This is a genomic window from Phenylobacterium sp. (genome assembly GCF_035569475.1).
In the GTDB taxonomy this organism is placed as follows: domain Bacteria; phylum Pseudomonadota; class Alphaproteobacteria; order Caulobacterales; family Caulobacteraceae; genus Phenylobacterium.
On the sequence record NZ_DATMNA010000060.1, the window covers coordinates 1 to 4,557 of the forward strand.

Below are 4,557 nucleotides of genomic sequence, written 5' to 3' on the forward strand. Positions count from 1 at the left end.
CGATGATCATCGTCGCCTCGGAGCCTTCGCCGCCGAAGGTGCTGCCGGGGATGGCGTACTGCGAGGGGATGATGGCGGTCTTGGCCGCCGCGGTCAGGGCCGCCTGGCCGGTCGAGTTGTTGTTGTCGTGCTGGTAGCCCGAGTACTGGGCGTCGAGGCGGACGCCCTCGAAGTTCTTCAGCATCACGAAGTTGACGACGCCCGAGATGGCGTCGGCGCCGTAGGTCGCCGAGGCGCCGCCGGTCAGCACGTCCACCCGTTCCACCAGGGCGGCCGGGATGAAGTTCAGGTCGGCGGGGGTCGGCTGCGAGCGGCGGCCGTCGATCAGCACCAGGGTCCGGCTCGAGCCGAGGTCGCGCAGGTTAACCGTGGCGGTGCCGTTGGCGCCGTTGGTGATCGAGGAGCCCTGGCCGGCGAAGACCTGCGGCAGGGAGTTGGTGATGTCTTCGATCCGGGTGACGCCCTGGGCCTTGATGTCGGCGCCGCCCACCGTTGTGATCGGGGCGATGGAGGTCAGGTTCGGCGACGGGATGCGCGTGCCGGTGACGACGATTTCGGCGACATCGCCGCTCGCGTCGGCGGCCGCGGCGACGGCCTGGGTCGCGGACAGGCCGAGGAAGGCCGCGCCGCAGATCATCGAGGAGGCCAGCAGGCGCTCCCGGGTGTTTTGGATCTTCAAGGTCTAAATCCTCCAGCGGCCGCCTCGAAAGGCGCGCCTGCCCCCAAACAAACTCGGTCCCAGAACCCCAGTGGGGTCCGGTTACGGCGGAGTTACGGGCGTATCCAATCTGGGGTCAACGGAGATTAGGTTTCAGCAATGTGGTGGTCGGCGACCTGTCGCATTCTGGTCACAGATTAGGCTCGCGGGCCGCAAACCGCGCACCTTTCGCCTGCGGAAGGTGCAGGCCGCCACAGTACGCGCCACAAAACGCCGCCGCGCGGCGAAGCTTTGCCGCCACAAATTCGCCCGAGCGTCCGACGACTGGATCGCACGTTGCGCCCGTCGCACGGGCGGTCTTCTATGCGTCGCAGCAAATCACTTAGGGGCGATCCGATGACAGTACCTGGGGCTCGGGCGCGCATGGGCGTGACGGCCGTGTTGATCGCGATCCTTTCGGGACCGGCCCTGGCCGCCGGCCCGGCGCCCGCGGCCAGCCCGGAGCGCGCCAAGGAGATGCAGCAGCTCGCCGAGTGCGCCAAGCTCACCGACGCCGCCGCCCGTCTCGCCTGCTACGACAAGGCCGCGCACGCCCTCGACCAGGCCGAGGCCAAGGGCGACGTGGTGGTCGTCGACCGCGAGCAGGCCCGCAAGGTCCGCCGCCAGGCCTTCGGCTTCACCCTGCCCTCGATGTCCCTGTTCGAGCGCGGCGAGAAGCCCGAGGACGTCTCCTCGACCCTGACCGCCGTCGTCTCCGCCCACAAGGCGCTCACCGGCAAATGGGTGCTGAAGCTCGCCGACGGCTCGACCTGGTCGCAGGTCGACCTGACCGACATCCCCATAGACCCCAAGGCCGGCGACAAGGTGAAGATCGTTCGCGCCTCCATGGGCAGCTACCTGGCGAGCATCGGCAACCAGCGCGAAGTCCGCGTCCACCGCGATCAGTGAAAGATTCCGTTCGTCGCGGCGAAGGCCGTCGCCGATCAAGTTGGAACGCCGGGCGTTGCGAAACGCCCGGCGGCCCCCGATGATGCCGGCGAACGGCCAGGGCCGCTCAGTGAAAGGCCGCCATGACTGACTTCCGACATGTCACCGACGACCTCTCGGTCGCCCCGCAGATCAGCGTCGCCGACGTGGTCGAGGCCGCGCGGCGCGGCTTCACCACCATCATCAACAACCGCCCCGACGGCGAGGACCCGGCCCAGCCGACCAGCGCCGAGATCGAGGCCGCCGCCCAGGCCGCGGGCCTGCGCTATGTCCACATCCCCGTGCGCGGCGCCCCCGGCCCGTCCGAGGTGGAGGCCGTGCGCCAGGTGATCGACAGCGCCGACGGCCCGGTGCTCTCCTTCTGCCGCTCCGGCACCCGCTCCATCGTCACCTGGTCGATCGGCCAGGCCATGTCGGGCGCGCGGACCCGCGGCGAGCTGGTGAGCCTCGGCCGCGAGGCCGGCTACGACCTGACCGGCGTGCTGGGCGGATGATCGCCGCATGATCCCCTACGTCCGCGAGATCGCCTTCGAGTACGGCGTCGTCCAGGACGTCTCGCCGCTGATCCGCCGGGTGATCGCCAACAACCCCGGCCCTTTCACCTACAAGGGCACCGGGACCTACATCGTGGGCCATGGCGAGGTCGCGGTGATCGACCCCGGCCCGGACGACCCGGCCCACCTGGCGGCCATCCTGAAGGCCGTCGCGGGCGAAAAGGTCATCGCCATCCCGGTCACCCACCACCATTCCGACCACTCGCCGCTCGCCGGGCCGCTGAAGGCCGCCACGGGGGCCACGATCTACGGCTGCGCCGTCGCCGGCCACGAGGCGGAAGACACCGGCGAGGTGAAGATGGAGGCCGGCCACGACCACGACTTCCGGCCCGACGTCAGCCTCTGCGGCGGCGGCGCCATCGCCGGGCCCGGCTGGACCCTGGAGGCGATCCCGACGCCCGGCCACACCTCCAACCACATCTGCTACGCCCTGAAGGAGGAGAACGCGCTGTTCTCCGGCGATCACATCATGGGCTGGTCGACCACGGTGATCACCCCGCCGGACGGCGACATGACCGCCTATCTGGAAAGCCTGCAAAAGGTCCGCGACCGGAATTTCGCGACCCTGTGGCCCACTCATGGCCCGCCGATCCGCGAGGTCGGCCCGTTCATCGACGCCTACGCCGCCCACCGCCAGGAGCGGATGGACCAGATCCTCCTGGCCCTGGCCGACGGGCCGGGACGCATCCGCGACCTGGTGCCCAGGCTCTACCGCGACGTCGACGAGCGCCTCTGGCCCGCCGCCGCCCGCTCCATGCTGGCCGCGATGATCCACCTGGAACGCGGCGGCGACGTCGAAGCCGGCGGCCCCCCGGGCCCGGACACGGTGTACCGGCTGGCGTAGAAGGGCCCTAAAGCCCGCGCTCCAGCACCACGAAGCAGAGGTCGTCGCGCAGCGGCCGCCCGAAGCGCTCGTCGCCATAAGGGAAGGGCCGCGTCTCGCCGGTCAGCCCATAGCCGCGCCGCTGATACCAGGCGATCAGGGTGTCGCGGACATTGATCACCGTCATCTGCATCCGCCGCCCGCCGCGGGCGCGGGCGTGGTCCTCCGCCGCGGCCAGCAGGGTGCGGCCGAGCTTGCGGTCCTGCCGGTCCGGCCGCACCGAGAGCAGGCCGAGATACCAGGCGCCGTCCGGGCCGGCCTCCAGCCAGCAATGCCCCTGAAGTTCGCCGGACTCGTCGCGCCAGACCAGGATCTGGGCCTCGGGATTGGCCGCCAGGTCCGCGCGCAGGGCCTCGGCGGTGGTGCGCTCGCCCTCGAGGTAGCTCTCCACCGTCCAGCTCGCGACCGCCCCGGTCCCGCGATAGGCCCAGTTCGAGAGCGCCGCGATCTCCGGAAGGTCGGCCTCGGCGGCTGGTGTTAGCTGGATCATCCCCACATACGTCCGCTCATCCCGGCGAAGGCCGGGATCCAGATCGGATGGCGCCGAGGCGGGCTGGAATCCCGCTGAGCCCTTCGAACCCGCGTCTGAGTCATTCCATCTGGGTCCCGGCCTTCGCCGGGATAAGCGGATAGGAGAATCTCAAGCCGTGGCCTTCGCCGGGGCCGCCGTCGGCAGGACGTAGCCCTTCATCCGCTCGCGGATCAGCTTCTTGTCGATCTTGCCGGTGGCGCCCAGCGGGATGTCGTCGACGAAGACCACGTCGTCGGGCGTCCACCACTTGGCGATCTTGCCTTCCAGGAAGGCCAGGAACTCTTCCTTGGAGGACTCCTGCCCCGGTTCCAGCTTGACCAGCAGCACCGGCCGCTCGTCCCACTTCGGATGCGCCGCCCCGATGACCGCGGCCAGGGCGGCCTTCGGATGCCCCACGGCGATGTTCTCGATCTCGATGGTGGAGATCCATTCCCCGCCGGACTTGATCACGTCCTTGGCCCTGTCGGTGATCTGCATGAAGCCGTGGTCGTCGATGGTCGCCACGTCGCCGGTGTCGAAATAGCCCTCGTCGTCGAGGATCACGCCGCCGTCGCCCTTGAAGTACTCGCCGACCACGAAAGGCCCGCGCACCATCAGCCGGCCAAAGGTCGTCCCGTCGTGCGGCAGGCGCTCGCCGGCGTCGTTGACCAGCTTCAGCTCGATGCCGATCGGCGGGCGGCCCTGCTTCAGGGTGAACCGCAGTTGCGCCTCGTCGTCCAGGCGCATGGTCTTGCCCGACGGGCTGGCCAGGGTGCCCAGGGGCGAGGTCTCGGTCATGCCCCAGGCGTGGGTGACGGAGACGCCGTAGTCGTCGCGGAAGGCGCGGACCAGGGCCTCGGGCACCGCCGAGCCGCCGATCACCACCCGCTTCAGGGTCGAGAGCCCGAGCCGGTTCTCGCGCATGTGGCCCAGCAGCATCTGCCAGACGGTGGGCACCGCGGCG

General features: G+C 69.9%; 6 protein-coding genes. 3 read left to right on the forward strand and 3 right to left on the reverse strand.

The annotated features are described in order from the left end of the window. The coding region (locus VNW53_RS09510; protein ID WP_325555292.1) for a TonB-dependent receptor plug domain-containing protein at positions 1 to 679 on the reverse strand (679 nt) is incomplete at its 3' end. Positions 680 to 1,096: 417 nt separating this feature from the next. Between VNW53_RS09510 and VNW53_RS09515 the strand changes: the two genes are divergently transcribed. From VNW53_RS09515 to VNW53_RS09525, 3 genes are all read left to right on the forward strand, one after another. Then, on the forward strand, positions 1,097 to 1,606 hold the full coding sequence (locus VNW53_RS09515; protein ID WP_325555294.1) for a hypothetical protein: 510 nt from the start codon (positions 1,097 to 1,099) through the stop codon (positions 1,604 to 1,606). A 122-nt stretch (positions 1,607 to 1,728) separates the two neighbouring features. Then, complete coding sequence (locus VNW53_RS09520) at positions 1,729 to 2,139, forward strand: TIGR01244 family sulfur transferase (RefSeq protein ID WP_325555295.1); 411 nt, start codon at positions 1,729 to 1,731, stop codon at positions 2,137 to 2,139. Between the two features lie 7 nt (positions 2,140 to 2,146). After that, positions 2,147 to 3,043: an MBL fold metallo-hydrolase gene (locus VNW53_RS09525; protein WP_325555297.1), complete on the forward strand. Its 897-nt coding sequence runs from the start codon at positions 2,147 to 2,149 to the stop codon at positions 3,041 to 3,043. A 7-nt stretch (positions 3,044 to 3,050) separates the two neighbouring features. Here VNW53_RS09525 and VNW53_RS09530 read toward each other — a convergent pair whose 3' ends face one another. Together VNW53_RS09530 and VNW53_RS09535 are read right to left on the reverse strand one after the other, a co-directional pair. Continuing rightward, positions 3,051 to 3,572, reverse strand: coding sequence for a GNAT family N-acetyltransferase (locus VNW53_RS09530; protein WP_325555298.1), 522 nt, complete (start codon positions 3,570 to 3,572; stop codon positions 3,051 to 3,053). Positions 3,573 to 3,722: 150 nt separating this feature from the next. Next, a partial coding sequence (locus VNW53_RS09535; protein WP_325555299.1) for an AMP-binding protein occupies positions 3,723 to 4,557 on the reverse strand: 835 nt, incomplete at its 5' end.